The sequence below is a fragment of the Mesorhizobium sp. CO1-1-11 genome, assembly GCF_020164995.1.
GTDB classification, from domain to species: domain Bacteria; phylum Pseudomonadota; class Alphaproteobacteria; order Rhizobiales; family Rhizobiaceae; genus Mesorhizobium; species Mesorhizobium australicum.
Genome location: NZ_JAIUHE010000006.1, coordinates 67,602 through 93,687, shown reverse-complemented (window position 1 = coordinate 93,687; position 26,086 = coordinate 67,602). Strand labels below are relative to the sequence as shown.

Annotated in this window: 25 protein-coding genes and 1 tRNA gene; 10 read left to right on the top strand and 16 right to left on the bottom strand. The window is 63.5% G+C overall.

All coding sequences use genetic code 11. The features are described 5' to 3' along the window. Positions 1-8 precede the first annotated feature (8 nt). From argB to LB554_RS08535, 3 genes are all read right to left on the bottom strand, one after another. Entirely contained in the window at positions 9-902 is an 894-nt protein-coding gene (gene argB / locus LB554_RS08545; protein ID WP_140712454.1) for an acetylglutamate kinase, read from the bottom strand. A gap of 155 nt (positions 903-1,057) precedes the next feature. After that, complete coding sequence (locus LB554_RS08540; protein ID WP_224584109.1) at positions 1,058-2,557, bottom strand: amidase; 1,500 nt, start codon at positions 2,555-2,557, stop codon at positions 1,058-1,060. 100 nt (positions 2,558-2,657) lie between these two features. Continuing rightward, a complete protein-coding gene (locus tag LB554_RS08535; RefSeq protein ID WP_015314408.1) occupies positions 2,658-3,089 on the bottom strand; it encodes an SgcJ/EcaC family oxidoreductase in 432 nt (143 codons plus the stop codon). Between the two features lie 181 nt (positions 3,090-3,270). Here LB554_RS08535 and LB554_RS08530 point away from each other — a divergent pair, with 181 nt between their 5' ends. The 4 genes from LB554_RS08530 (at position 3,271) to msrB (ending at position 6,037) form a co-directional block, all read left to right on the top strand. After that, complete coding sequence (locus LB554_RS08530; protein WP_140615195.1) at positions 3,271-3,810, top strand: sigma-70 family RNA polymerase sigma factor; 540 nt, start codon at positions 3,271-3,273, stop codon at positions 3,808-3,810. Continuing rightward, positions 3,807-4,529, top strand: coding sequence for an anti-sigma factor domain-containing protein (locus tag LB554_RS08525; protein ID WP_224584229.1), 723 nt, complete (start codon positions 3,807-3,809; stop codon positions 4,527-4,529). Before LB554_RS08530 ends, LB554_RS08525 begins: the two co-directional genes overlap by 4 nt. Before the next feature lie 221 nt (positions 4,530-4,750). Then, a complete protein-coding gene (locus LB554_RS08520) occupies positions 4,751-5,308 on the top strand; it encodes a fasciclin domain-containing protein (protein WP_140615193.1) in 558 nt (185 codons plus the stop codon). Between the two features lie 225 nt (positions 5,309-5,533). Continuing rightward, positions 5,534-6,037, top strand: coding sequence for a peptide-methionine (R)-S-oxide reductase MsrB (gene msrB, locus LB554_RS08515; RefSeq protein WP_140660134.1), 504 nt, complete (start codon positions 5,534-5,536; stop codon positions 6,035-6,037). A 118-nt stretch (positions 6,038-6,155) separates the two neighbouring features. On the opposite strand, the gene LB554_RS08510 is transcribed toward msrB, so the two are convergent. Together LB554_RS08510 and LB554_RS08505 are read right to left on the bottom strand one after the other, a co-directional pair. Continuing rightward, on the bottom strand, positions 6,156-7,751 hold the full coding sequence (locus LB554_RS08510) for a DHA2 family efflux MFS transporter permease subunit (protein WP_411962618.1): 1,596 nt from the start codon (positions 7,749-7,751) through the stop codon (positions 6,156-6,158). An 85-nt stretch (positions 7,752-7,836) separates the two neighbouring features. After that, complete coding sequence (locus tag LB554_RS08505) at positions 7,837-9,024, bottom strand: HlyD family secretion protein (protein WP_224584107.1); 1,188 nt, start codon at positions 9,022-9,024, stop codon at positions 7,837-7,839. A 127-nt stretch (positions 9,025-9,151) separates the two neighbouring features. On the opposite strand from LB554_RS08505, the gene LB554_RS08500 reads away from it, so the two are divergent. Next, complete coding sequence (locus LB554_RS08500; RefSeq protein WP_140615188.1) at positions 9,152-9,886, top strand: TetR/AcrR family transcriptional regulator; 735 nt, start codon at positions 9,152-9,154, stop codon at positions 9,884-9,886. Positions 9,887-9,981: 95 nt separating this feature from the next. Here LB554_RS08500 and yihA read toward each other — a convergent pair whose 3' ends face one another. From yihA to LB554_RS08485, 3 genes are all read right to left on the bottom strand, one after another. Next, positions 9,982-10,641: a ribosome biogenesis GTP-binding protein YihA/YsxC gene (gene yihA / locus LB554_RS08495; protein ID WP_140615186.1), complete on the bottom strand. Its 660-nt coding sequence runs from the start codon at positions 10,639-10,641 to the stop codon at positions 9,982-9,984. After that, on the bottom strand, positions 10,638-11,276 hold the full coding sequence (locus tag LB554_RS08490; RefSeq protein ID WP_181171067.1) for a CatB-related O-acetyltransferase: 639 nt from the start codon (positions 11,274-11,276) through the stop codon (positions 10,638-10,640). Before LB554_RS08490 ends, yihA begins: the two co-directional genes overlap by 4 nt. Before the next feature lie 122 nt (positions 11,277-11,398). Then, entirely contained in the window at positions 11,399-11,713 is a 315-nt protein-coding gene (locus LB554_RS08485) for a hypothetical protein (protein WP_015314398.1), read from the bottom strand. 177 nt (positions 11,714-11,890) lie between these two features. Here LB554_RS08485 and LB554_RS08480 point away from each other — a divergent pair, with 177 nt between their 5' ends. Genes LB554_RS08480 through LB554_RS08470 form a run of 3 tightly spaced genes read left to right on the top strand, consistent with a single transcriptional unit; the run spans position 11,891 to position 15,184 of the window. After that, positions 11,891-12,355: a MarR family winged helix-turn-helix transcriptional regulator gene (locus LB554_RS08480; RefSeq protein ID WP_140615184.1), complete on the top strand. Its 465-nt coding sequence runs from the start codon at positions 11,891-11,893 to the stop codon at positions 12,353-12,355. After that, positions 12,348-13,640, top strand: coding sequence for an HlyD family secretion protein (locus LB554_RS08475; protein ID WP_140615182.1), 1,293 nt, complete (start codon positions 12,348-12,350; stop codon positions 13,638-13,640). Before LB554_RS08480 ends, LB554_RS08475 begins: the two co-directional genes overlap by 8 nt. After that, positions 13,637-15,184, top strand: coding sequence for a DHA2 family efflux MFS transporter permease subunit (locus LB554_RS08470; protein ID WP_224584105.1), 1,548 nt, complete (start codon positions 13,637-13,639; stop codon positions 15,182-15,184). The genes LB554_RS08475 and LB554_RS08470 overlap by 4 nt, the downstream gene beginning before the upstream one ends. A 204-nt stretch (positions 15,185-15,388) precedes the next feature. On the opposite strand, the gene LB554_RS08465 is transcribed toward LB554_RS08470, so the two are convergent. The 6 genes from LB554_RS08465 to rpmH form a co-directional block, all read right to left on the bottom strand. Continuing rightward, positions 15,389-15,949, bottom strand: coding sequence for a fasciclin domain-containing protein (locus LB554_RS08465; protein WP_224584104.1), 561 nt, complete (start codon positions 15,947-15,949; stop codon positions 15,389-15,391). Positions 15,950-16,161: 212 nt separating this feature from the next. Beyond that, positions 16,162-18,132, bottom strand: coding sequence for a protein-L-isoaspartate(D-aspartate) O-methyltransferase (locus LB554_RS08460; RefSeq protein WP_224584103.1), 1,971 nt, complete (start codon positions 18,130-18,132; stop codon positions 16,162-16,164). Positions 18,133-18,267: 135 nt separating this feature from the next. Beyond that, entirely contained in the window at positions 18,268-18,486 is a 219-nt protein-coding gene (locus LB554_RS08455; RefSeq protein ID WP_015314392.1) for a hypothetical protein, read from the bottom strand. 383 nt (positions 18,487-18,869) lie between these two features. Further along, positions 18,870-20,690, bottom strand: coding sequence for a membrane protein insertase YidC (yidC, locus tag LB554_RS08450; protein WP_140615174.1), 1,821 nt, complete (start codon positions 20,688-20,690; stop codon positions 18,870-18,872). Between the two features lie 14 nt (positions 20,691-20,704). Continuing rightward, positions 20,705-21,058, bottom strand: coding sequence for a ribonuclease P protein component (gene rnpA / locus LB554_RS08445; RefSeq protein ID WP_015314390.1), 354 nt, complete (start codon positions 21,056-21,058; stop codon positions 20,705-20,707). Between the two features lie 14 nt (positions 21,059-21,072). Then, positions 21,073-21,207, bottom strand: a complete 135-nt coding sequence (gene rpmH, locus LB554_RS08440) for a 50S ribosomal protein L34 (RefSeq protein ID WP_008833937.1) — start codon at positions 21,205-21,207, stop codon at positions 21,073-21,075. A gap of 277 nt (positions 21,208-21,484) precedes the next feature. Here rpmH and LB554_RS08435 point away from each other — a divergent pair, with 277 nt between their 5' ends. Then, a complete protein-coding gene (locus LB554_RS08435; RefSeq protein ID WP_015314389.1) occupies positions 21,485-22,972 on the top strand; it encodes an ATP-binding protein in 1,488 nt (495 codons plus the stop codon). A gap of 258 nt (positions 22,973-23,230) precedes the next feature. Beyond that, a tRNA-Arg gene (locus LB554_RS08430) sits at positions 23,231-23,307 on the top strand. 77 nt (positions 23,308-23,384) lie between these two features. Here LB554_RS08430 and LB554_RS08425 read toward each other — a convergent pair. Together LB554_RS08425 and LB554_RS08420 are read right to left on the bottom strand one after the other, a co-directional pair. Further along, complete coding sequence (locus LB554_RS08425) at positions 23,385-25,043, bottom strand: FAD-binding dehydrogenase (protein WP_140824183.1); 1,659 nt, start codon at positions 25,041-25,043, stop codon at positions 23,385-23,387. A 39-nt stretch (positions 25,044-25,082) separates the two neighbouring features. After that, positions 25,083-26,069 (bottom strand): Gfo/Idh/MocA family protein, encoded by a 987-nt coding sequence (locus LB554_RS08420; RefSeq protein ID WP_224584102.1) that lies wholly within the window; start codon positions 26,067-26,069, stop codon positions 25,083-25,085. Positions 26,070-26,086: the final 17 nt, after the last annotated feature.

Below are 26,086 nucleotides of genomic sequence, written 5' to 3'. Positions count from 1 at the left end.
AACAAGCATTATGGCACGATCAGCGTGCCGGCGCCGTGTTCGGTGAACAGTTCGAGCAGCACCGAATGCGGCGTCTTGCCGTTGAGGATGACGACGCCTTCGACGCCACGCTCGATCGCCTCGATGCAGGTCTCGACCTTGGGGATCATGCCGCCGGAAACCGTGCCGTCCTTGATCAGCGCCTTGGCCTCGGCGACCGTCAACTCGTCGATCAGCTTCTTGTCCTTGTCTAGCACGCCCGGCACGTCGGTGAGGAACAGCAGGCGCGAGGCCTTGCATGCGCCGGCGATGGCGCCGGCGAAAGTGTCGGCGTTGATGTTGTAGGTATGGCCATCGCGGCCGGGCGCGACCGGCGCCAGCACGGGGATCATTTCGGAGCGCGCCAGAAGGTCGAGCAACGTGCGGTCGACCTCGACCGGCTCGCCGACGAAGCCGAGATCGAGCACGCGCTCGATGTTGGAATCGGGGTCGATCATCGTCTTGCGCGCCTTTTCGGCGAACACCATGTTGCCGTCCTTGCCGCACAGGCCGATCGCCCATTCGCCCTCGGCGTTGATCAGCGCGACGATCTCCTTGTTGATCGACCCGGCCAGCACCATCTCGACGATCTCGACCGTCTTCTGGTCGGTGACGCGCAGGCCGCCCTCGAACTTGGATTCGATGCCCATCTTGGCCAGCATGGCCCCGATCTGCGGTCCGCCGCCATGGACGACGATTGGGTTGACGCCGGACTGCTTGAGCAGCGCGATGTCGCGGGCGAAGGCCTTGCCGAGTTCGAGATCGCCCATGGCATGGCCGCCATACTTCACCACGACCGTCTTGTGCTCGTAGCGCTGCATGTAGGGCAGCGCGCGCGACAAGAGGGCGGCCTGCATTTCGGCGGTGGCGGCGACGTCCGACATCGGCGTGGTTCCCTGGTATTTGGTTTTATGCATGTCGTTGTCCCAAACCGCTGGGCACTTTTGGGCGACATGCATCAGGTAAGGACGGCGGCGTCTTAGCGGGAATTGACGCGAGCCGCAAATGGCTTTGCTGTCATAGTCGGTTCACGGTGTCGTCATTGTGACGGCACCATCAGCGGCGCCCGCCGCGTCAGCCAGCCCGAGATTTTCTCCATCTGCGCGGCGAGCGACAAAAGTGTTTCCTCGTCGCCCGGCCGGCCGGCGGCCTGGATGCCGAGCGGCAGGCCGGCGTCCGTGACATGGACGGGGAGCGCGATCGACGGCTGGCCGCTGACATTGTGGATCGCCGGCCAATGCGTGAACCAAAGGCTCTTGTCCATCAACTGGCCGAACAGCGGCTTGATCCTGAGCAGCGCGGTGAGGTGCAGCTTGTCGAGCAGGTTTTCGATCAGTTCATCGGCGCCTTTCGGATCCATGGCGCCGCAGGCGAGCGGCGGGTGCGCGATAACAGGCATCAGAACCGCGTCATAGCGCGCGGTCTCCGTGATCAGTTGCCTCGAGGTGGCATGCAGGCGCTGCAGGCCGGCATAGGTTTCGCCGGCCGAGATCATCTCGCCCAACCGGCCAAGCACGCGCGTGGCGCGCTCGATGTCGCCCGTCACCGAGCGGCCGACGCGCAGCGCTTCACCCCGCAACGAGCCGGCGACGGCGGAGGCGACCGTTGTGCAGAAATCGGCGAAGAAATCGCGGCCGATAAAAGGCAGATCGATGTCCTCGACCGAATGGCCGCCCTCGCGGGCGAGTGCCACGGCAATGTCGAGCGCCTTCAGCGTCTCGGCCGAAATCGGCAGGCCCAGCGGCGACTTGCGGTACACCGCCAGCGTGAGCTTGCCGGGATCCCGCGCGGCAGCGGCGGCGAACGAGCTTTTTGGCGGGCGCGCGGCATAAGGCGCGAGCGTATCCGCACCATGGGTGAGGTCGAGCAGCAGCGCGCAGTCGCGCACCGAGCGGGTGACGGCGTGATCGACGACCATGCCGTACCAGCTTTCGCTCACCAGTGGGGACAACGGGACACGGCCGCGCGAGGTCTTGAGGCCGACAAGGCCGCTGCAGGCCGAAGGCACGCGGATCGAGCCGCCGCCATCCGACGCATGCGCCACCGGCACGACGCCGGCGGCGACCAGGGCTGCCGAACCGCCCGACGAGCCGCCGGTGGTGTGGCCGGTATTCCAGGGATTGCGGGTGACGCCAAAGGCCTTGGATTCCGTCATCAGCCGCAGCCCGTGCTCGGGTGACGTCGAGGTGACGATCGGAATCAGCCCGGCGGCGAGATAGCGTTCGGTCATCACCGAGTTGAAATCGGGCACCCAGGCCGGAATGCGGCTGCCGCCATGCGAGGGCACGCCCTTGATGGCGATGCCGAGATCCTTGATGGCGAAGGGGACCCCAGCCAGCGGCAGCGAACGGTCGATGCTCTTTGCCCGGGTCCGTGCCGCCTCGTAGAGCGGCTCGGCCGTGGCATTGATTTCGGGGCGGGTGGCCTCGGCACGGGCGATCGCCGCTTCGGTCAACTCGATCGCCGATAGTTCGCCCCTGCGCACCAGACCGGCAAGGCCGGTTGCGTCTTCTTCCCAAAGGATTCGTTCGACCGACATGTGCGCGCCCCCATTGCTGCCAAGCTAGTCAGCGGCAATTCCCTTGGCAATCCAGGCTGATAGTGTCTCAGTTTGGAGTTTGGCGGCGACTTTTAAACGGCTATCTCCCGGCGTTGGAAGGGGGCGCAATCGCCCCCGGAACAATGTCGGTGTTTTGGGCAACCTTTATCCGCCAGCCCGACTGTTCTTCCTTCAAAACCAGAAGCAGAATGCCTTCTCGTTTTCCGGCGGATGAGCCGTCCGGAGCGGATGCGCCGGTCAGGATCCATGAATAGTGCACCGATGCAATGCCGGAAGACAATTCAACAACTGACGAGACAACACCCTTCAATCGGCTGTCACGAAACATGGTTTCATGAGTTGCGCGGTGCGCCCTTTCGATCTCGGTGCGGTTCTTCCACCACATGCCCACGACATTGACGAAATTGGCGTCGTCGGCGAACAACGCCGCGAAGTCGTTCATATCGTGTCTATTCCAGGCATCGGCAAAGGCAGTGGCGACATCCTCAGGTTTGGCGAGCACCAATCCCATGACAAATCTCCCTTGCTTCGGCTGAAGCGTAGCATGTCGGGGGAAGCGCCTCAAACGCGATTGCCAGCTTTTGACTTCAAACCGGGACACTGTCTCGGGGCAGGTGTGCGGACGCCGAACTTTAGGTGCACAGCATATTTCCGGCGTTGCAAATACAGCCCAATTGCCTAATTTGGCGCGCATGACGCCGCAGGACATTACCAAGCTGATCGTCCGGACTTCGATGAAAGATCGGGCAGCGTTCGATCTGCTTTACCGGCACACCAGTGCGAAACTTTTCGGCGTATGCCTTCGTGTATTGAACGACCGGGGAGATGCTGAAGAAGCGCTGCAGGAAGTCTTCGTCAAGATATGGACGAAGGCGGATCGCTTTGCTGTCTCCGATCTGAGCCCGATCTCCTGGCTGGTGGCAATCGCGCGCAATCATGCGATCGATCGCATCCGAGCGCGGCGCAAGCCTGCCGCCGATATCGATGCCGCGCTCGACGTGGCCGATCCGGCGCCGGGACCTGAAGCGATGGTGGTGGCGGGCGACGAGACCGAGCGGATCCATCATTGTCTCGATGAGTTGGAGAAAGACCGGGCGGCGGCCGTCCGGGGCGCTTATCTCAAGGGCGAAAGCTATGCCGAACTGGCGGAACGCCACGGCGTGCCGTTGAACACGATGCGCACCTGGCTGCGCCGCAGCCTGATGAAGCTCAGGGAATGTCTGGAAAGATGACGCTGGCAGAGGACAACGGACCGGAACGTGGAGGCGACGAGCTGTTCGCCGCCGAATACGTTCTTGGCGTGCTGCCGGTCGAAGAGCGGCAGATAGCCTCCAGGCGCATCGACGCCGAGACCGATTTCGCGCGGCTGGTCGACGGCTGGGAAGTTCGCCTGTCGCCGCTGGGCGCGGCCTATCTTGAAATCGAGCCCCCGGCTTCGGTGAAGCCGGCGATCGACCGCCGGTTGTTTTCATCCGCCGCCACCACGCCTGCCGAGCCGCGCGCAAGCCTGTGGTCCAGCCTCGCCTTCTGGCGCGGCCTTGCGGTGGCGGCTGTTGCCGCGCTGGCGCTCTACGTCGCCGTTCCTTATGTCAACCGGCCGGTTGAACAGCCGCAGGCGCGACTCGTCGCTTCGCTGGCCGCCGACGGCAGTGACGTCAAGTATCTCGCCGTCTATGATTCCGAACGGCGTGAAGTCAGCCTTTCGCATGTTTCCGGCGCGCTCGCCGCCGGCAAGGACTTCGAACTCTGGATGATCGAGGGCAAGAACGCGCCGGTCTCGATGGGCGTCATCCCGGCCGGTGCGACGGCGCATATTGGCGTCTCGCCCACCACGCAGCGGAAACTCGCGCAGGGCGCCGTGCTGGCCGTCAGCCTCGAACCCACCGGCGGTTCGCCGACCGGGCAGCCCACCGGGCCGGTGGTTGCCGCGGGCGATTTGAAGGGCATCTGATCGAGCCTTCGCACCGGCGGCGCCTGGATAGAACAGGCTCAGTCTATCTCGGTTCCATATGTCTAAATGGGCCGGTAGCCGGCGAATTGCCAAGGCAGAAAATACATCCACAGTGAAAATAAATCAAAAATCCGCGAAATATTCTGAAACTCACGCATCTGTGTTCCGTATCTCCTTGCGTCCCCAAAAATGGGAAGAGAAACCCAAGGAGTTTTGATACAATGCGTAGATTCGCCACCCTTTTGCTCGCCGGTACGATCGCTGTTTCCGCGCTTGCCACGGCTGCTTATGCTGAAAACCCGATGGTCGGCGGCGCCGCCATGTTGGCCAACAAGACCATCGTCGACAATGCCGTCAATTCGAAGGATCACACGACGCTGGTCGCCGCCGTCAAGGCGGCCGGTCTTGTCGAGACCCTGCAGGGCGCCGGCCCGTTCACCGTCTTCGCGCCGACCAATGAAGCCTTCGCCGCGCTGCCTGCCGGCACGGTCGAGACGCTGCTCAAGCCCGAGAACAAGGACAAGCTCGTCAAGATTCTGACTTGCCATGTGATTGGCGCCAAGGCGATGGCGGCGGATGTGGTGTCCATGGCCAAGGCCGATGGCGGCACGCACAAGGTCAAGACGGTCGGCGGCTGCGAGCTGTCGCTGAAGGCCGACGGTGGCAAGGTCACCGTCACCGACGAGAACGGCAATGTCGCCAATGTGACCATCGCCGATGTCGAACAGTCCAACGGCGTCATCCACGTCATCGACAAGGTTCTGCTCCCGAAGATGTGATCGGGCCGAAGATGTAACGAGGCGCTTGTCGCGGACGAACCTGCTGCAAGAGCTCTCCGTCGATCGCGCCGTCTCGCTCCCGTGATCCGCAATCGACACGCGTGCTCCGCGCCGCCCACGATCGAAAGTGGACGGCGCGGAGTGTCGTTTGGGGCAACCGTCACCGGCTTTTGACTTTCGGGCGGCGGCATAGTTTGGCAAAACAGACGACAGGAGGAACTGGTCATGAACCGTCGCGACTTTCTTTTGAGCGGTGCCGCCGCTATCGGCGTCATCGGAGCCGCGGCAGCAATGCTGCGCATGGGCAGCCCGCAGGCCGCGCAGGCCGCCGAAAAATTCGAGGTCGCCAAGACCGAGGACGAGTGGAAAGCCATCCTGTCGCCGGCCGCCTTCAACGTCCTGCGCAAGGAAGGCACCGAATATCCAGGCACCAGCCCGCTGCTCAACGAACACCGCAAGGGCATCTTCGCCTGCGCCGGCTGCGACCTGCCGGTCTATCCCTCGGAGACGAAATTCGATTCCGGCACCGGCTGGCCGAGTTTCTGGCAAGAGATCGCCAATGGCATCGGCAAGACCGAGGACCGGTCGCTGGGCATGACCCGCACCGAAGTGCATTGCCGCCGCTGCGGAGGCCATCTCGGCCATGTCTTCGATGACGGTCCGGCGCCGACCGGCCTGCGCCACTGCATCAATGGGGTGGCGCTGACCTTCAAGCCCGCCACCGCCTGAGGACCCAAAGACAATAAAAAAGCTCCGGGCTTTGCGGCCCGGAGTTTTTTGCGTGGGTCGGAGCTTTCGGGCGTGGACTGGAGGAGCTTCCCGAAAACCGCTGCCACGATTCCTTGCTTCAGTGCCCGCCGCCTCCGCCGCCACCGGGCGCGGCCGGCTTCCTGATCAGCATGGTGAAGAACCCCAGCGTCCCGAACAGCACCGTCAGCAGATAGAACACATCCATGAAGGACAGCAGCGCCGCCTGCTGGTGGACCATGCCCGACAGCTTGGAGATCGCGGCACTGGTGGGGTCGAGGCCGGTGGTCTGCTCGAAATTGAGCGTCATGTTCTGCAGCTTGGCCTGCGCGGCGGCACTGCCCCACTGCACATGCTCGGAGAGCCGGGCATAGTGGAAGGCATTGCGGTCGATCAGCACGGTGTTGATGAGGGCGAGGCCGACGGCGCCGCCGAGGTTGCGGGTCAGATTGAACAGTCCCGACGCATTCTTCAACCGGTCCGGCGGCAAGGTGCCGAGCGCGATGTTGTTGATAGGCACCATGCACAGCATCATCGAACAGCCGCGCAGGATCTGCGGGATGAGCAGCTCGTAAAAGTCCCAGTCGGCGGTCAGATGCGTCATCCACCAGGTGCCGGTGGCGAAGCCGAACAGGCCGATCATCATCATCAGCCGCAGGTCCATCTTGCTCGACAGGATGCCGGATATGGGCGCGGTGAGGAACATGGCCAGGCCGCTGACGAACAGCGCTTCGCCGATCATCATCGAATCGTAGCCGCGGATGCGTCCGAGGAAGACCGGATAGAGATAGGTCAGGCCATAGAGACCGATGCCGATGACGAAGGAAAACAGCGAGCCGAAGGCGAAGTTGATGTTGCTGAACGCCTTGAGGTCGACGATCGGCTCCTCGGCGGTGAAGACACGCCAGAAGAAGATCACCGCGCCGATGGTCATCACGATGGCGCAGATGAAGACGCCCTGGTCCTGCAGCCAGTCATTGTTCGGGCCTTCTTCAAGCACGTATTCCATACAGCCGAGGAAGGCCGCCATGCCGGCCAGGCCCCACCAGTCGAACTTCGAGAACAGCTTGAGATTGGGCTTGTCGAAATCGATCAGCGACCAGGCAGCGGTCGCCACCAGGATGCCCGGCACGACATTGACAAGGAACAGCCAGTGCCAGGAAAAAGCGTGGCTGATATAGCCGCCGACGGTCGGGCCGATGGTCGGCGCCAGTGTCGCCACCAGGCCGATCATCGGCGAGACGATGGCACGGCGCGAGGGCGGGAAGATGGTGAAGGCCGCGGCGAAAACGCTCGGGATCATGCCGCCGCCGATGAAGCCCTGCACGGCGCGGTAGACGATCATCTGGTCGATGTTGGTGGCGGTCGCGGCAAGGGCGCTCGCCGCGGTGAAGCCCGCCGCCGCGACGGTGAACAGCACGCGTGTCGACAGCATGCGGCTGAGGAAGCCCGACAGCGGGATCATGACCACCTCGGCGATCAGGTAGGCTGTCTGCACCCACGGGATCTCGTCGGAGCTGGCGCTGAGGCCGGCCTGGATCTCGGCCAGCGAGGCCGAAACGATCTGGATGTCGAGGATCGCCATGAACATGCCGAACACCATCGCCAGGAAAGCGATGACGCGGCGCGTCGAAATCGTGTCGGGGGCAGCCGGCATTGCCGGCGGCGATCCTGCGGTGATGGTTGCGGTTGCCATTTCCTGGCCCTCCTTGGGGCCTCGTTGAGGTAGGCCGGGCGGCTCGGTGCTTCAGTCAGCCACCAAGCCGCCCTCCGAAAAGCGATCAGTTACGGGTGGCGGCAGGCGCGGTACGGCTGTCGACGGCGACGACGACGCTCAGGCCCGCGCGCAGCTTGCCGGTCTTCAGCGCATCGGCCGGCACGTCGATGCGGACCGGGACGCGTTGCACCACCTTGGTGAAGTTGCCGGTGGCGTTTTCCGGCGGCAGCAGCGAGAACACCGCGCCCGAGGCCGGCGCCAGCGAGGAGACGGTTCCCTGGATGGGCTGGCCGTCGATGGCGTCGACCGAAATGTTGACCTTTTCGCCGGGCACGAGCCTGGCAAGCTGCGTCTCCTTGAAGTTGGCGACGATGTAAAGCTTGTCCATAGGCACGACCACGGCGAGCTTCTGGCCGGGGCTGACCAGATCGCCCTGTTCGACGGAGCGGTTGCCGACGACGCCGTCATAAGGCGCCTTGAGCACCGTGAAGGAGAGGTCGCGCGCGGCCTTGTCGCGGCCGAGCTGCAGGGATGCCAGCGTGCTGGCGGATTCCGCGCGCTGTGCCTCGAGCACACCGATATTGGCCTGCGCGGCGGCGATCTGTGCGTCGGCGCCGACGAGCGCGGCATTGGCCTGGTCGAGCGCGGTCTGGGCGTCGTCCAGCTGTGCCTGCGTGCCGACATGGGTCTTGACCAGTTGCGCGGCGCGCTGCTGGGCCCGGCCGGCATTGTCGGCTGCGGCCCGATCGGCGACCTTCTGCGCCTGTGCCTGCTGAAGCGAGGCTTGCGCGGCCTTGGTCTGCGCGTCGATGCGGTCGAGCGTCTTGGCCAGCGTGGCGATCTGCGCCTCGGCCTGGGCGACGGCGATCTTGTAGTCGCCGGCGTCGATCGTCAGCAATGGATCGCCGGCCTTGACCTGCTGGTTCTCGCTGACGAGGACCTGGTCGACATAGCCGGAAATTTTTGGCGAGACGAACGCCATGTCAGCCTGGACATAGGCGTCGTCGGTGGAGATCATGAAGCGGCCCGTGGTCCAGTAGTCATAGCCATACCAGGCGCCGCCGCTCAGAAGGGCAAGGCCGATGATCGGCAGCAGGAAGGAGCGCACCGAGCGCTTTTTCTTGGCCGGCGCTTCCGCCGGCGGCGGTGCGACGACCGGCTGGAGGGGAACTTCCGGAGCTTCCGTCGCCGGCGCGACCTTGGCGTTGGGGAAAGGGCGGACTTCGGCAGATGTTGGCGCGGTCGAGGACATGACATCTCTCTAAAGTTACAATACTGAACCGTTCGGTTCGATCAGGCCGTTGACATAGCGCGTAAAGAGGACCATATCAAGGGGCAATCGAACCGGTTGGTTCGAATTATTTCGAGGTCCGACTTTTATGGTTGAGATTGTACGCAACAGCGAAACCGATCCGTGCGAAGACCTGCTGGATGGTCTGCGCCGCGGTCGCCCGGCCGCTGGACAGGACCCGGTCAAGCGCAGCCAGATCATCGACGGCGCCCGCCGCGTCTTCATCGAAAAGGGCTTCGAAGCCGCCTCGATGAATGACATCACCCGCGAGGCCGGTGTCTCGAAGGGCACCATCTACGTCTACTTCGCCAACAAGGAAGAGCTGTTCGAAGCGCTGATCGAGGAAGAGCGCGGCACCATCTTCAAGAACATGTACGACATGCTCGACCGCGCCGACGACTTGCGCCAGACGCTGGTGAAGTTCGGCAAGGTTCTGTCGATGAAGATCACCTCGGCCAGGGTCATCCAGGCGCAGCGTACGGTGATCGGCGCCTCCGACAGAATACCAGACATGGGCGCGCGCTTTTACGAACGCGGGCCCAAGCGCGGCCACGACAAGGTGGTGACGTTCCTCAACGCCGCCATCGAGCGCGGCTTGCTCGAGATCGACGATGTCGACCTCGCCGCCTATCAGTTCACCGAACTGTGCCTGGCCGGTCTTTTCCGGCAGTGCATCTTCGCCTATCGCACCAAGGCCCCGACCCAGGACGAGATCGACCACATCGTCAGGTCGGGCGTCAACATGTTCCTGAAAGCCTACGGCACCGAAAGGCTGGCAGAGGAAGAAAGCCACGAGATGATTGCAATCGAGGCGAAACCTTAGAAGCAATCCAGGAAATTGCGTGCAGGTTTCCGTCCGAATGCGAGAAAACAGGGAGATAGAGCTGCCCGTTCTGATGGCCGACCTATCCCAGCTTTTTACCCGCCATTGGCGGCGAGCACGATCGCGGCCTGCAATTCCTCCAAGCCTTCGCCTTTTTCCGATGACGTCGCCAGCACGAACGGGAACGCCGCGGGACGCTTCTTGATCTTGGCCAGCGTCTCCTCGATCAGCCGCGGCACGCCGGCGGCCTTGATCTTGTCGGTCTTGGTCAGCACGATCTGGTAGGACACCGCCGCCTTGTCGAGCAGCGACAGCACTTCGTCGTCCTTGGCCTTGATGCCGTGGCGGGCATCGATCAGCACATAGACCCGCTTCAGCGTGACCCGACCCTTGAGATAATCGAAGACCAGCTTGGTCCACTCGTCCACCTTCTCCTTGGGCGCGGTGGCATAGCCGTAGCCCGGCATGTCGACCAGCGCCATTGGCGGCAGGTCGGTGCCCTCGCCCGAAAATCCATCCGGCACGAAATAGTTGAGCTCCTGCGTGCGCCCTGGCGTATTGGAGGTGCGCGCCAGGCCCTTCTGGTTGACCAGCGCATTGATCAGCGACGACTTGCCGACATTGGAGCGGCCGGCGAAGGCGATCTCGGGCGGCCCTTCCGGCGGCAGGAACTTCATGGCCGGCACGCCGCGGATGAAGATCCACCCGCGCGTGAACAGGTCGGTGCTGATCGCGGTGCTGTTGGGAACGTTCAAGCTGCTGCCTCCAGAAGAGAAATATCGGCGCCTCTGATGAGGTCGAGGTTGCGGCCGATCTTGTCCACCGGCCAATCCCACCATGCCACCGCCAGCAGCCGCCGGATCGTCCTGTCGTCGAAACGCATCTTGACCACTTTCGCGGCGTTGCCGGCGACGATCGCATAGGGCGGCACATCGTGCGTCACCACCGATTTGGCGGCGACGATGGCGCCATGGCCGATTTCCACGCCGGGCAGGATCACAGCCTCCATGCCGATCCAGACATCGCTGCCGACCATTGTGTCGCCGCGCACTTCCTTCGACCACGTGGCTGGGTCAAAACCGTTTTCCCAGCCATGACCGAAGATGTTGAACGGATAGGTTGAAAAGCCGGACATCGCGTGGTTGGCGCCATTCATGATGAAGCGCGCGCCTTCGGCTATGGCGCAGAACTTGCCGATGATGAGCTTGTCGCCGATGAAGGGATAGTGATGCAGCACGCATTTTTCGGCGAACTTGTCCGGCCCGTCGGGGTCGTCATAATAGGTGAAGTCGCCGATCTCGATATTCGGCACTGTCACCAGAGGCTTCAGGAAGCCGACGCGTGTGTGCATCGGGATCGGGTGCTTGATGCCGGGGTTGGGTCCGTCCATGTCGAAGTCCGTCCAGGAATTGATAGCCACGCCGATCCGCAATCCGCGCGCCTGGTCAAAATAACGTGATCCGCCCTATAGCACCAATCGGCTGACGAGCGAGCCTTCCTTGCTCGCCATGCTCATTTGTCGCCGCGGCAGATCACGATCGGATTGGACAGCGCGCTGTCGAACCCACTGCCCTGATACACCTGCACGTTCGACGCTCCGGGCGGCAGCATGAAGCTGCCTTCGACGACTTTTTGATCGCCCGCCATCGTGTGTAGATCCCAGCTAAACGTGCAGAACTGCGGCGGCGCCTTGGATTCGACGTGGCTGCAATTGAGCTGTGCGCCGCCCAGCATGGCGGCGCCGCCACAACTGACCGCATCCTTGGCAGCCGCAGCGCCGGGGCACCCAACGAGAGCCGTGACGGCCGCGATCCCAATCCAATTCATCGCCAAAATCCTTGCCGGCAAATCCACATCGCCAGGCGGCCTTCGCGGTGCCGTGGCCCATGCGTTTTTTCCTGCCCGACGCTTAATCGGTCTTGCGCGGGGCGTCCAGCAGGATTATGTGCATGATGATAATAAGCATGCTCACGAAAAGTTGCCTGTCGACCCCGATCTCCCGCCATGCCATCTTCCCCCAATATCAGCTTCGTGCTGCACGACGTTGCGCGCCTGCTTCGCAAGCGGTTCGAGCAGCGGTCGCGCGCTTCGGGGCTGACCCGCGCCCAGTGGCAGGTGCTGGCGTACCTTTCGCTGCATGAAGGCATCCACCAGAACAAGCTCGCCGACCTTATCGAGATCGTGCCGATCACGCTCGCCCGGCTGCTCGACAAGATGGAGGCGCGCGGCCTCATCGAGCGCCGGCCCGATCCCGCCGACCGGAGGGCGTGGCTGCTTTACCTGAAGCCGCAGGCCCGTCCGCTGCTCGAGATCATGCGCGGCAACGGCCAGAAAAGTCGAGACGAGGCCTTAGCCGGCCTTTCGCCTGAGACACAGCAGCGTCTGCTGCAAACCCTAAGCTTGATCAAATCCAATCTGCTCGCGGCTTGCACCCAGCCGGCCGTCGACCGGGAGAAAATACATGGCTGAATCAACATATCCCAAAAAGCCCGCTGGAGACGAGACGCCATCGGGTCGAAGCGACCAGATCATCCAGCTCGACAATGAGCGGGAGCAGCGGCGGGCCAACGTCGTCATCGACAATGACGAGCTGGAAACGCCGGCCGCCCTGGAGCCTGCGGCACTCGAGGCTCCGGCCAAGGAGCCGCAGCCACGGCAGGCCCCCGCCGCCGTCGCCCCTCCTGTTCCGGCCAAACCGAAGCGCAGCCTGACACGGCCGGTCCTTTTTGCCCTGCTTCCGGTCGCGCTCGTCGTCGGTGGCTATTACTATGTCACCGGCGGCCAGCTGATGACGACCGACAATGCCTATATCCAGGCCCAGTCGCTCGGCGTCTCCACCGACGTCTCCGGCACGGTGCAGGAGATCGACGTGCATGAGAACCAGGCCGTGAAGAAGGGCGACGTGCTGTTTCGCCTGCGTCCGGCCTCCTTCGAGACCGCTCTCGCCGCCGCCCAGGCCCAGCTCGGCACCGTGCGCAACCAGGTGCTGACCCTGGAGGCGAGCTACCAGCAGTCGCTGTCGCAGATCGAGCAGGCGCAAGCCGACATCCCCTATTATGAGGCCGCCTTCCAGCGGCAGCAGGATCTGCTCAAGACCTCCACCGCCTCGAAGGCGTCTTTCGACAGCGCCCAGCACGACCTCGTCGCCGCGCGCCAGAAAGTGTCCGTCGCCAAGGCGCAGGCGCAGGCCACGCTGGCCCAGCTCGGGGGCGACGCCAACCAGCCGGTGGAGAAGAACCCCTTCTACCTGCAGGCCAAGTCGGGCGTCGACGATGCGCAGCGCAACCTCGGCGATTCCGTGGTCAAGGCGCCGTTCGACGGCATCGTCACCAATGTCGACGCGCTGCAGGTCGGCAAGTACCTGCCGGCTTCGCAGCCGGCGTTCAGCCTGGTCTCGTCGACCGACCTGTGGATCGCGGCCGAGCCGAAGGAAACCGAGCTGACCTATGTCAGGCCGGGACAGACGGCGACGATCAGCGTCGACACCTATCCGGGCGCCGTGTGGCACGGCACCGTTGCCTCGATCAGCCCCGCCTCCTCGTCGAGCTTCTCGCTGCTGCCGGCGCAGAACACCACCGGCAACTGGGTCAAGGTCGTGCAGCGCATCCCGATGCGCGTGACGATCGATGGTATCGACGGCAAGCCGCCGCTGCGCGGCGGCATGAGCGCGGTGGTCGACGTCGAGACGGGCCATGCACGCGGCCTGCCCGACTTCGTCACCAATCTCGTCGGCCTGTTCGGACAAAAGTCATGACCAGCGCGTCCGCGACAGCTGCCACGCCGGTGGTCGCCAATCGCGGCGCCATCACTGCCTGCGTGATCCTGGCCGTCATCATGCAGGCGCTGGACACCACCATCGCCAATGTCGCGCTGCCTTACATCCAGGGCAGCGTCTCGGCCAGCGCCGACCAGATCAACTGGGTTCTGACCTCCTACATCGTGGCGGCGGCGGTGATGACGCCGCCTTCGGGCTACCTCGCCAACCGCTTCGGCCGCAAGCGCATCCTCCTGACCTCGATCACCGGCTTCGTCGTTGCCTCGGTGCTGTGCGGCTTCGCGCAATCGCTGCCGCAAATCGTCGGCTTTCGCCTGCTGCAGGGCCTGTTCGGCGCGGCCCTGGTGCCGCTCTCGCAGAGCATCCTGCTCGATATCTACAGTGTGGAAGAGCGCGGCTCCGCCATGGCGCTGTTCGGCATTTCGGTGATGGTCGGGCCGGTGCTGGGACCGGTCATCGGCGGCTGGCTGACCGAAAATGTCAGCTGGCGCTGGGTGTTCTACATTAACGTGCCGATCGGCGCGCTGGCCTTCGCCGGCGTGTCGCTGTACGTCCTGGAAACCAAGCTGGACTTCAGGGCGAGGCTGGATTGGCTGGGTTTCGGCATGCTCAGCATCACCATCGCTGCCTTGCAGATGTTTCTCGATCGCGGCGAGCAGCTCAACTGGTTCTCGTCATCCGAGATCATCGTCGAGGCGGTGATCTGCGCATCGGCCTTCTACATCTTCCTCGTCCACACCTTCACCGGCCGCAACACCTTCGTCAATCCGAGGCTGTTCCTGGACCGGAATTTCGCCGTCGGCATGATCTTCATCTTCATAATCGGCATCACCTACTTGGCCTCGCTGGCGCTGATGACGCCCTATCTGCAGACGCTGATGGGCTACCCCGTGGTGACGGCCGGCATCGTCATGGGGCCGCGCGGGCTTGGCACGATGGCCTGCATGTTCCTGGTCGGTCGGCTGATCGGCAAGGTCGACACGCGCTGGCTGCTGCTCATCGGCCTGCTGATCACCGCCTGGGCGATGTACGACATGACCGGCTGGACGCCCGACGTTTCGCAATGGACCATCATCTCCACCGGGTTCATCCAGGGGGCGGGGCTCGGCTTCCTGTTCGTGCCGCTGACCACCATAACCTTCGCCACGCTGGCGCCGGAGCGGCGCGCGGAAGGAACCGGCCTCTACAATCTGTCGCGCAACATCGGCTCCAGCGTCGGCATATCGGTGGTCACCGCGCTCCTGACGCAGAATGTGCAGATCAATCACGCCAGCATCGCCACCTATGTGACGCCCTTCAACCAGGCGTTCAACGATCCGGCGATCTTCCAGGCGATGAACCCCTACACCGCCGCCGGCCGCGCCGCGCTCGACGGCGTGGTGACGCTGCAGGCGACTGTTATCAGCTACATGAACGACTTCAAGCTGATGATGCTCCTGTCGCTGGCCGCCATCCCGCTGGTGCTCCTGCTGCGCAAACCGGGAACGCCGGCCAAGATCGACCACAGCGCTGTCATGGAATGAGACAGCTGGGAACGGTTGACGTTTGACGGCCGACCCCGACCATCCGCACAGTAGGCAAAAAGAAACCGGGGTCCTGTGAGGGACGACAGGACCCCGGCCTCGCCGATACGGCTTCCCAAGAAACATGGCACCTCGTCACGAGGCGGGGATGGCGGACCGAGAAAGCCCCAACGGTCTGCCAACGCCCCCTTTCGCCGGAAGCCGTTACTTCGGCAACAGCACCTTGTTGACGACGTGAATGACGCCGTTCGACTGGTTGACGTCGGCGATCGTCACCTTCGCCTCGCCGCCGGACTCGTCCATGATGTAGAGCTTGCCTTTCTTGATCTCGGCCGTGAGCGTGTCGCCCGAGACGGCCTTCATCTCGTATTTGCCGCCCATCGCCTTGGCCTTCTTCATCATCTCGGCGCCTGAAATCTTGCCAGCCACGACATGCGCGGTCAGCACCTTGGTGAGCTTGTCCTTGTTCTCGGGCTTGAGCAGCCTATCGACGGTGCCGGCCGGCAGTGCGGCGAAAGCCTCGTTGGTCGGGGCAAACACGGTGAACGGACCCGCGCTTTGCAACGTGTCGACCAGGCCGGCGGCCTTGACGGCGGCGACCAGCGTTGTGTGATCCTTCGACTTGACCGCGTTCTGCACGATGTTCTTGGTGGCGTACATCGGCGCGCCGCCGACATTCGGGTTCTTGGCGTAGGCTGGGGCGGCAATCGCCATGCCGGCGACAAGGGCTGATACGGCGATGGTCCTGAATGTGGGCAAGCGCATGTGGTCTTCCTCCGGGTGAGGGCTGATCGGAATTGATAGCCTTTGGAAACGCACAAGCAGTCACGCCGCGCGAGTGCTCGCAGTTTCGCCGATCACGGGAACGTGAATGGAGGCCTGCCCAAAGAAAATATCTGGACGAACCAGGCTTTTTCAACGGGCCGCGCGATTGAGGACAGGCCGACCGTCAGGCGCTGGAAGTGAGTCCCGGACATTCAGATGCCGAAGGGAAATGTATCCGGTACCTTGCCGATGCTGTCGGCCGGCTTGCTGAGCGGCGTGACCGCGGACGTTCGATCGAACCAGACGAAGGCGTCGAACTGGCGGGAGACGGACGAGTCCATGTAATGGCTGAGCCGTTCAGTCTCCGGCCTGTAGATGACGCCGATATAGCGTTCCGGCCTCGGCGCCGCCAGGTCGGCGCCGAGCTGGCCATGGCGCTCAAAATCCAGCAGGAACGACGGTTTGCCGCTCTCGTGACACAGCCGCTCGAAGCTGCCCGGCAGCGACGGATTTACGTCCTTTACCTCCATCTCACGGTCCCAATCCGAGGCACAGGCGACGGTACCGGTATCCGTCCCGAAGCCGATCAGCGCCGTCTGGGCACCGAAGCGCTCCCGGCAGAGCTGGCCGATGTTCAACTCGTCACGGACAGTGCCCATGTCGGTATGCCGCGCGTCCCCGATATGCGAGTTATGCGCCCACACCACGGCCTTCGACTTCGGCCCATGCGCTTCGAGAAGTTGATCGAGCGTTTCGAACATGTGCCGATCGCGGAGGTTCCAGGTCTCGGCGCCACCATAATACATCACGCGGTAGTAGCGCTCGGCCGATGCGACCAGACGTGCACTCTGCTTGGCGTCGAGGAGATCGCCGTCGCCCTCCATCATGGATCGCTCGAACAGATCCATGCACTGTCGCACAACGGCCTCTTCGCAGGTTCTGTAGCCCGGCCGCAGCGCCGCGCGTCCGTAGGTGCTGGGCTCGTTCTGCCAGGGCATCAGACAGCCATAGCGCTCGCGCGCGACGGCGGCCGCTTCGGGATCGACCTTGTCCAGATAGGCAAGCACCGTGGCGATCGAGCCGCTCATATTGTAGAGATCGAGCCCATAGAAACCTGCTTTCCGCGCATGACCGGGCACATCCCGGTTGTATTCACGCAGCCAGCCGATGAATTCAGACACCTCGGCGTTGCGCCACATCCAGGTCGGGAAGCGCTGGAAGAGCGGCTGCGCATCCGACCGCCGCTCCCCTCCGCGAACATACCGGTTGATCTGCGCCGCATCCGGCCAGTCCGCCTCGACGGCCACGATGGTGAAGCCGTGTCGCTGGAGGAGGCGTCGGGTGACAGCCGCACGGGCACGATAAAACTCCGAAGTGCCGTGGCTCGCCTCCCCGAGCAGGACGACGCGTCGGCTGCCGAACCGATCGAACATTGCGCCGAAGGCCGGATCGTCGATCTGCGGCAAATCTTCGGCCGCCCGCGCAATTTGCTGCGGCAATGGAGGAGCGCGCGCCTCGCGCACCGATGCGTTTTCGTCGTGCCAGCCATGCTCGCCGATCAGCGGCACGAACATGACACCACCGAGGTCCTCCTCCTCGAACTTGTTTGCAGCGATCCGCGTGACGCGAACGAGCCGCTGGGAGTAGAGGTCTTCACCGACCGGGATGATCAGCCTGCCGCCGATCTCCAACTGCTCCTGCAAGCCGAGGGGGATGGACGTTCCGGCGGCCGCGACGACGATGGCGTCAAAGGGTGCCTTTTCCTGCCAGCCTTTTGTGCCGTCGCCGACCCTGACCTCGATATTTCGATAACCGGCGGCATTGAGCCGCCGCTCCGCCTGCTGCGCGAGCGATCGATGCCGCTCTATAGTGAAGACGTGTTCAGCAAGTTCGGCCAGCACGGCCGCCGCGTAGCCCGAGCCGGTGCCGATTTCCAGCACGCGATCGGTCGCCTCGATCTCGGCCATCTCCGCCATTTTCGCCACGATGAAGGGTTGCGAGATCGTCTGTCCGCTGCCGATCGGCAGCGGGCTGTCCTCATAGGCGAATTCCTCGAAACCCTCGTCGACGAATTGCTCTCGCGCAACCCGGCGTACCGCATTCAGAACCCGCCTGTCATGCACTCCACGGCGCGCGATGTGCGCCTCCACCATCCGATGCCTGGCGTGCTCGAAATCCAGCATGAGAGCCTCCAATCAGGCGATTGATCGGATCGACGTGATGTCATCTGAAGAGCGAAGGCGTTTCGGTGGCATTCGCTCTCCCGGCTCCGGCAGACCATCCGGTCTTCCTCGGCAGCCCACGTCGATCGCGCAGGCTTATTGGTTGGTTCGCCCGGTCTGTCGGGGATTGACGCCGCCTTGCGGCGTGGTGTCGTTATCGACATCTCCCTTGAAAGTGTTCTCGCCGTCCAGTTCCTCGTCCTCGTCGAGAAGATTGCCTCCCTTGATCGTGCCCCTGGAGGCGCCGATTCCGGGATTCTGCTTCAAATCCTTGTTGGTGGGCTTGGCCGTCTTTGGGTGAATGTTGCTGCTCATCGGAATGCCTCTCTGCAAGTAGCATGTGATGAGGTCGATCTACTGCACTGCCTTGAATTTGGATGGGCGCGCCGACCTGATCCTCTCCACGCGGGAGCTTAGGAAGCCTTTTGCGCGAACTCTTGAACGCAGGATAAGTTCCATGCGGGACAATCCGAAAGCGGGTCGGCTGATTTGCCGGCTATGACCGAGACCAGGAAATGTCGGCTCGGTGCCTGTCCTTATCGCGTGCCGGACCACCGCATCGCACGCTGCATCGCTGAAACTAAAAGGCTGGGCCCTGTAGAACACAGGACCCAGCCGTCAAATCTGTTTGCTTGCCGAGACCGTCCAACTTTATGGCTCAGTCGCTGGGGCGGGCTCTCTTGCCAAAGAGGCGCCGGCTATTCCGCCGGTGACGGTTTCTTGCGGAACAGCGCCACCAGATTGTCCCACAACTCGATCTTGGCGCCCTGGCGCTTCATGATCACGCCCTGCTGCAGGATCGACAGCGTGTTGTTCCAGGCCCAGTAGATGACGAGACCCGCCGGGAATCCGGCCATCATGAAGGTGAAGATGACCGGCATCCAGGTGAAGATCGCAGCCTGCGTCGGGTCCGGCGGCGTCGGGTTCATGCGCATCTGCAGGAACATGGTGACGCCCATGATCAGCGGCCACACACCGATCATCAGCATATGCGGCAGCGTGACCGGAACCAGCCCGAACAGGTTGAAGATCGAGGTCGGATCGGGCGCGGCCAGATCCTGGATCCAGCCGAAGAACGGCGCATGCCGCATCTCGATGGTGATGTAGAGCACCTTGTAGAGGGAGAAGAAGACCGGGATCTGCAGCGCCACCGGCCAGCAGCCGGCGAGCGGATTGATCTTCTCGGTCTTGTACAGCTCCATCATCGCCTGCTGCTGCTTCATCTTGTCGTCCGCGTATTTCTCGCGGATCTCGAGCATCTTGGGCTGCACCTTCTTCATGTTCGCCATCGACGCGTAGGACTTGTTGGCGAGCGGGAAGAAAATGGCCTTCACGATGACGGTGGTGGCCAGGATCGCCAGGCCGAAATTGCCGAGGAACTTGTAGAGCGTGTCGATCAGCCAGAACATCGGCTTGGTGATGAAGTGGAACCAGCCCCAGTCGATCAAAAGGTCGAACCGCTTGATATGGCGGTCTTCGGCATAGGCGTTGATCTTGCCGACTTCCTTGGCGCCGGCGAAGATTTCGGTCTCGACGGTCGCCGACTGGCCGGCCTCGACATTGATCGGGTCGGTCAGGAAGTCGGACTGGTAACGGTGGCGGCCATCCTCGAAATACGCATAGCGCGGCTGGAACGGCTGCTTCTCGGTCGGCACCAGCGTGACGGCCCAATATTTGTCGGTGATGCCGAGCCAGCCGTCGGTAGACTTGCCAGGCTGGTACTGCTTGTCCTTCTCGACCGACGCGTATTTGTGCTCCTGCAGGCCTTCCGTGCCGGTGAAGCCGATCAGGCCTTCATGCAGCACATAGGTGCTGGCGACGGCCGGCTTGTCGTAGCGCGTGACACGGCCATAGTTGAACAGCGAAACCGCGCTCGAGCCGGAATTCTGCACCGTGTCCGACACGGTGAACATGTAGTTTGCGTCGACGGAGAAGGTGCGCTTGAAGGTCAGGCCCTTGTCATTGGTGTAGGTGAGCGTCACCGGCGTCGACGGGGTTAGCGTCGGATTGCCGTCCACGCTCCACACCGTCTCCGCACCCGGCACCGCGCCGGTCTTGTCGTTGCCGACAAAGCCGATCTCGGCGAAATAGCCGGTGGGCAGCGCCTGCGGGTTGAGCAGCTCGATCTCGGGCGAATTCTTGTCGACCGTCTCGGTGTAGTGCTTGAGCTTGAGGTCGTCGAGCCGCGCGCCGGTCAAATTGATCGAGCCCTCGAGGCTCGGCGTGTCGATCTTGACGCGCTTGGATGCCGCCAGCGCCTGATCGCGGCCGGCCACGGTGACCACGTCACCACCGGGCGCGTTGGGAATGGCGCCCGGGGTGGTCGCGCCTGGGGCCGGTGTCGATGCGCCCGGATTGGCCGCATCGGCCGCCTTCTTCTGTTCCTCGACGCGCTGCTGCTCGATCTTGGCGGCCTCGCGCTGCGCCTCGCTGCGCGGCAGCACGTAGAAGTACTGCCATACCGCCAGGATCAGCACCGACAGGGCGATGGTGATGAAGAAGTTCCGGTTGTTTTCCATCGAGAGCCCTTGGCCTATCGTGTTCCGCGAAGTCGGCGGGAGAGTTCGGCCTTCAACTGGCCGAAAGGGGCGCGCAGCGCATCATCGCGCCCGACGATGACATAATCATTGCCGGGCACCATGTCATCTGCGGCATGGACGCGGACGGCTTCTTTCAGCCGGCGCCTGACGCGGTTGCGCACAACGGCGTTGCCGACCTTCTTGGTGACGGTGTAGCCGACGCGCGGCACCCCGCCATCGCCGCGGTCGAGGACCTCGACGAGGAAAAACCGTCCGCGTCGCTTTTCACCACGACGGACGGCCAGGAATTCCGCGCGTTTCAGAAGCCGCTCGGGATTTTGCCCCACTGGCTTGCCGGTTGCGGGCAACGATCTCGTCTCGCTTAGGCGCTGAGCCGCTTGCGGCCGCGGTTGCGGCGAGCTGCGACGACGCCACGGCCACCCTTGGTGGCCATGCGGGCACGGAAGCCGTGCCGGCGTTTGCGGACGAGTTTGGACGGTTGGTAGGTACGCTTCATTTGTTTTAATACCGCGGGGTGCGGCCCTTCTTGATTCTGTCACTTTGTAACAGGAGCTTTGCCGGGCCGGTTTTGGCGCGATCGAAACCGCGCCGGGACGAATGGCCCGAGCGTGAGCGGGCTTATAGAAAGAAGGGTTTTGGAAGTCAATCCGGCGTCGGCGCCCTAAAGACGCACCTGTTTTGGAGCATCTATTTTTCCGACCAATGGAGAAATTGGCAAAAAAGCCGTAATCGCCTAATCTTGGCTGATCAAGTGATTGTGAAGATCGAGTCGCATGAGCGAAGCCAGCCAAGCAGGCGAAGGGACCGGACCGGCGTCAGCCGCTGTCCGCACGGTACCGCTGTCGCGTGGTCTGTCGACGAAGCTGCTGCTGCTCACCATCGTTTTCGTGCTGCTGGCCGAAGTGCTCATCTTCCTGCCCTGGATCGCCAGCTACCGGCTGAGCTGGCTCAAGGAGAGGCTGAGCACGGCCGCAGCCGTGTCGATCGTGCTGGTGCAGGGCGAGTCGACCTCGCTGTCGCGTACGGCCCAGAATGACGTGCTGATGGCGATCGGCGCCAAGGCGATCGCGGTGCGCGACGGCGGCGTGTCGCGGCTTCTGGTGGTGGCCGACATGCCGCCGCAGGTCGACGAACACATCGATCTCGCCAGCGTCGGCATGGTCAAGGGCATGACCGGCGCGCTGGATACGCTTTTTTTCGGCGGCGACAGGATGCTGCGCGTCTTCGGGCCGGTCGGCGACAGCGACAAGGAGTTCGAGCTGATCATGCCGGACTACTCGCTCCGCAAGGCCATGCTCATCTATTCGCGCAACGTCGCTTTCGTGTCGCTATTGATCTCGCTATTCACGGCCATGCTGGTCTATGCGGCGATCGACCTGATCATGATCGGGCCGATCCGCACCATGACGCGCTCGATGCTCTCCTTCTCGGAAGCTCCCGACGACCCTGGACGGATCATCCGCCCCGCTGCTCGTTCCGACGAGATCGGAGTGGCCGAGCGCGAACTGTCGCAGATGCAGGAGCGGCTGCAAAAGATGCTGGCCGAGCAGAAGCATCTGGCCGACCTCGGTCTCGCCGTGTCGAAGATCAACCACGACATGCGCAACATCCTGGCCTCCGCCCAGCTGATGTCGGACCGCCTGCGCCTGGTCAAGGATCCGACCGTGCAGGCCTTTGCGCCGAAGCTTCTGCGCGCGCTCGACCGCGCCGTCTCCTATTCGGAGGGCGTGCTCCACTACGGCCGCACGCAGGAGCCGCCGCCGTCGCGCCGCAGGGTGAGGCTGCGCCAACTTGTCGAGGACGTGCACGGCCTGCTCGACATCGAGCAAGGCATCGAGTTCATCAACGCAGTCGAGATGGCTTTCGAGGTGGATGCCGATTCCGACCAGCTCTTCCGGGTGCTCACCAACCTTTGCCGCAACTCGGTGCAGGCGATGGCGGCCGATACCGAAAGCGCCGTGGTGCGGCGGCTGGCGGTCTCGGCCGAGCGCATGGGCAGCGTCAGCCGCATCGCCGTCACCGACACCGGCCCCGGCCTGCCGCCGAAGGCGCGCGAAAACCTGTTCGCGGCCTTCCGCGGCTCGGCGCGCAGCGGCGGCACCGGTCTTGGCCTGGCGATCGCGCATGAACTGATCCGGGCGCATGGCGGCACGGTGGAATTGGTCGAATCGATCGGCGGGCGCACCACATTCGCCGTCACCATCCCCGACCAGCCGGTGCGGCTCGACCAGGCCCGTGGCAGCCTGCGCCGCCCAGCCTGACGGCTTCCGTCCCGTTTCCCGAGATTACCACCTTGCGGACCCGTCGCTCTCTCCAACAGTTCCCGATCGCCAGGATCAGGCCAGTCACAGCGGCTCGAAGTGCCGGGATGAGCGCCGGCATCGCCGCATGACAGGCTTGCGACAAAACTTTTGCCGGATCGGCTTGCTTTTCGCGAATTCAGTCGTTAGGGAACTGCACACATTCGCGGCCGGTCTTTCGGACCGGATCGCGGGGCTGTCGAAAACATGGCCTGATGCGCGCCCGTAGCTCAGCTGGATAGAGCACCAGACTACGAATCTGGGGGTCAGGAGTTCGAATCTCTTCGGGCGCGCCAAATCTCCTAAACCGCGGTTTATTGGGTGCACGGTCGATGGCAGCGGCTCAGCCAAGTGCCGGCAACACGCCGCTGTCTCACCCCACCGAACGTGCCGCCGCCCGGCCGGCGCTGCGGCCCGAGAAGATACAGCCCCCCAGGAACGTGCCCTCGAGCGCCGCGTAGCCATGCACGCCGCCGCCGCCGAAGCCCGCCACTTCACCGACCGCATAGAGGCCCGGCACCGGCTGGCCGCCGGCATCGAGCACGCGGCTGTCGAGATCGGTCTGCAGGCCGCCCAGCGTCTTGCGGGTCAGGATGTTGAGGCGCACCGCGATCAGCGGTCCGTTCGCCGGGTCGAGCATCTTGTGTGGCTTTGCCGTGCGGATCAGGCGGTCGCCGAGATAGGCGCGCGCGCCGCGCAGCGCGGTGACCTGCATGTCCTTGGAGAACGGATTGTCGAGTTGCATGTCGCGGGCGCGGATCTCGCGTTCGACCGTTGCGGCGTCAAGCAGCGGTTCGCCGCCGGCCAGCGCGTTCATGCGCGCGACCAGTTTCGAAAGATCGGCCTCGACGATGAAGTCCTCGCCCTTTTCCATGAACGCCTTGACCGGGCCGGGGATGCCGCTCGTGGCGCGGCCGAGCACCTGGCGCCAGCTTTTTCCCGTCAGGTCCGGGTTCTGCTCCGAGCCCGACAGCGCGAATTCCTTCTGGATGATCTTTTTCGTCAGGATGAACCAGGAATAATCGAAGCCGGTGCTCATGATGTGGCTGAGCGTGCCCAGCGTGTCGAAGCCGGGATAGAGTGGCACTGGCAGGCGTTTTCCCCGGGCATCGAGCCACAGCGAGGATGGGCCGGGCAGGATGCGGATCGCATGGTCTGTCCAGATCGGCGCCCAGTTCTTGATGCCCTCGACATAGTGCCACATGCGGTCGCGGTTGATGACCCTGCCGCCGGCCTGTTCCGATATGGCCAGCATGCGGCCGTCGACGTGGTCCGGCACGCCGGTGATCATGCGCTGCGGCGCGTTGCCCAGCCGCGTGGGCCAGTTTTCCCGCACCAGCCGATGGTTGGCGCCAATGCCGCCGGAGGCGACGATCACCGCCTGCGCTTGCAATGCGAAATCGCCTGATACCTCGCGCGGGCTCTTGTGGCCGCGCTCGACAGGACTCGGTTGCAGGATGTCGCCCTGTACGCCGGTCACGGCTGCACCCGTCCGCGTCAGGGCATTGACCCGGTGACGAAACCTGAAGTCGATCAATCCCCGCTTTTGCGCCTCGCGCACGCGCAGCACGAAAGGCTCGAGCACGCCGGGACCGGTGCCCCAGGTGATGTGGAAGCGCGGTACCGAATTGCCATGGCCGATGGCGTTGCCGCCGCCGCGCTCGGCCCAGCCGACGACAGGAAAGAATTTCAGGCCGCGCTCGATCAGCCAGGAGCGCTTCTCGCCGGCGGCGAAGCCGACATAGGCCTCGGCCCATTTGCGTGGCCAGTGGTCTTCCGGCCGGTCGAAGGCGGCGGTGCCCATCCAGTCCTCGAGCGCCAGGTCATGGGAGTCGCGGATGCGCATGCGCCGCTGCTCCTGTGAATCGACGAGGAAAAGCCCGCCGAACGACCAGAACGCCTGGCCGCCCAGCGATTGCTCCGGCTCCTGGTCGACGATGATGATTTTCTTGCCCGCTTCCGCAAGCTCGGCGGCGGCAACCAGTCCGGCAAGGCCGGCGCCGACAATGATCACATCCGCGTCGTCAGCCATTTTTCCTCCCCAGGATTAGCCGGCTATGTAATACGGCTTTCAGACGGTCTCCCAGCCGCCTGCGTCGCCGGCGCGGAAGATGGCGTCGATGACTTTCTGGTTGAGCACGGATTCTTCCAGCGTGAAGACGCGCTCCTTGCCGCCCAGAGCTGCCCGCGCGAAGGTCTCGACCTCGAGCCTGTATTGCTGCGTCCCGGGGAAGCGGAACACCTGCGCCTCGGTGTGGTTCTGGTTGTGCAGTTCGACGCGGTGATGGTCGTAGAGCCCGGCATTGAAGGGCGAGAACAGTTCGATGAAACCCTTCTCGCCGTGGAACACCATCACCTGCCGCGCCGCCATCTGCGTCGACAGGTAGAAGGACAGTTCGAAATCGCCGAAATCGGCGCGGATCGACGAATAGATGTCGGTGCCGAATGTCTTGTCGCGCTCGATCGTCGCCTGTACGCGCAGCGGCTCCTTGCCGGTCGAGAAGCGTGTCGACACGGTCGGGTAGACGCCGATGTCGGGCAGCGCGCCGCCGCCGAGATCGAGCTTGTTGCGCATGTTGTTGGGGTCGACATTGTAGTAGGAAAACGCGCCCTGCACATGGCGCAGCCGGCCGATGGCGCCGCTGGCGATGAGATCACGCACCTTGATCCACTGCGGGTGGTAGATAACCATGAAGGCTTCGCAGACCAGCACCTTCTTCTGGTCGCGCACCTTGATCAGCGGCGCGATGTCCTTGGCATCGAGTGCCAGCGGCTTTTCGACCAGCACATGCTTGCCCGCTTCGATGGCTTTTGCAGTCCATTCGACATGCTGCGAGGTCGGTAACGGGATGTAGACGCCATCGACCTCGTTGGAAGCGAGCAACTCCTCATAGGAGCCGAAGGCATGGCGCGCGCCAAAGCGGTCGCCCAATGCCTTGGCCTTCGCTAGGTCGCGGCTGGCGATCGCCGACAGCACGCCGTTCTCCGCTTCGACGATTGCCGGCAACAGCTGCTCGCGGCCGATCTTGGCCGTCGACAACACACCCCATCGGAACATCACGCTTCTCCCTATAG